The sequence below is a fragment of the Aeromonas sp. R1-1 genome, from assembly GCF_040908495.1.
Lineage (GTDB): Bacteria > Pseudomonadota > Gammaproteobacteria > Enterobacterales > Aeromonadaceae > Aeromonas > Aeromonas veronii.
The window spans coordinates 1-1,194 of the sequence record NZ_JBFODV010000001.1 but is presented as its reverse complement, the minus strand read 5'-3'; the positions used below and the strand labels follow the sequence as shown (position 1 = coordinate 1,194).

At 57.5% G+C, this 1,194-nt stretch carries 1 protein-coding gene; it reads right to left on the bottom strand.

The annotated features are described in order from the left end of the window. Positions 1 to 201 precede the first annotated feature (201 nt). Entirely contained in the window at positions 202 to 1,002 is an 801-nt protein-coding gene (locus tag AB5Y92_RS00005) for a putative RNA methyltransferase (RefSeq protein ID WP_368225050.1), read from the bottom strand. Positions 1,003 to 1,194: the final 192 nt, after the last annotated feature.

Sequence of the window (1,194 nt, the reverse complement as noted above, 5' to 3'; positions counted from 1 at the left end):
CGTTGAAATACAGAACCCCCGATGCGGTACATAGGGGGTTCTGAGTAGAGAAATGCTAGTTGAAAATGTGTAAACCTATTTCAGGACTAGACACAAGGCTGTTCTGAGCAACAAGGTCGATGACTCAAGTTGTGAGCTAGATCACGCAGGGGGCATGGGGAAAAACGGGGCGGGAGCCTTGCAAGGCTCCCCCCCCAGTGATCAGATGGGCTTTTGCCACAGGGTCAGCAGCAGATCCTGTTCCAGTTCATTCGTGCCCTGTTGAGCGAAAGCGTGACGCTGCTCACCGGTTGCCCGCCAGCCAAGACGGCTGGTCTCCAGAATAAAGCTGCGCATGGCCTGATCCATGGTGAGGCTGAACTGGCAGCGCTGTTGAGCCATCGGATTGAGGCCGCCGAGGGTTGGCCAGCTGAGGGGGTGTTCCATGCTCACCGGATTGAGGCTGACCCGCAGTTGCCACTGATGGCGCGGGCCCGGCTGCAGATAGAGCAGATAGCCACCGGGGGCCAGCCAGCTGACCAGCTGTTCGGTCTTGACCTTGAGATCGTTGACCAACAGCACCTGAGCAGAACTCGGTTGCAACGGCGCACGAGCGGGATCGGCAATGACAAACTGGCCGTCCGGCTGCGCTTTTTTGGCGGCAAAGATGGTGTTCTTGGCGATATCAACTCCAGCAAACTGCCAGCCGGGCAGGCGCTCTGCCAGCGCGCGGCAGTAGTAGCCTTCACCGCACCCAAGATGGATCAGCTCTTGTGGGGCCAGCGGAGTGAGCAGGCCGGCCATTGCCTCAACCAGCGGCAGTTGGTGGCCGGCTTCCAGAAAATGGTGCTTGGCGCGCATCAGGGCACGGCTGTCGCTGTCTTTGGGGTTTTTCTTGCCGGGGATGAGATCCAGATAACCTTCCGGTGCCGGATCGAAGTGATGCTTGTTGTCGCAATAGCGTCCCTGGGAGGCTTCATGAAGATGGAGCGGACTGCGGCAGCGGGGACATTGAAGATGCATAGTAACTCTCTGGGCGAATGCCGGAACAGTGAAGGGCGTTCGGGATTATAGGGGAGAGGATCAAAAAAGGCTGCCGTAGCAGCCTTTTTTATCCCAAGTGTCCCGTCCTGAATATGGTTTACACCTTTCCCCCTAATAAATGGAGAGCCCGATGGGACAAGGTGTGAAACGGACACAGCGCGATTACTCGCT

Excerpts from the sequence above, each read along its gene's own strand:
- AB5Y92_RS00005 (WP_368225050.1), bottom strand. The coding sequence starts at position 1,002 with ATGCATCTTCAATGTCCCCGCTGCCGCAGTCCGCTCCATCTTCATGAA.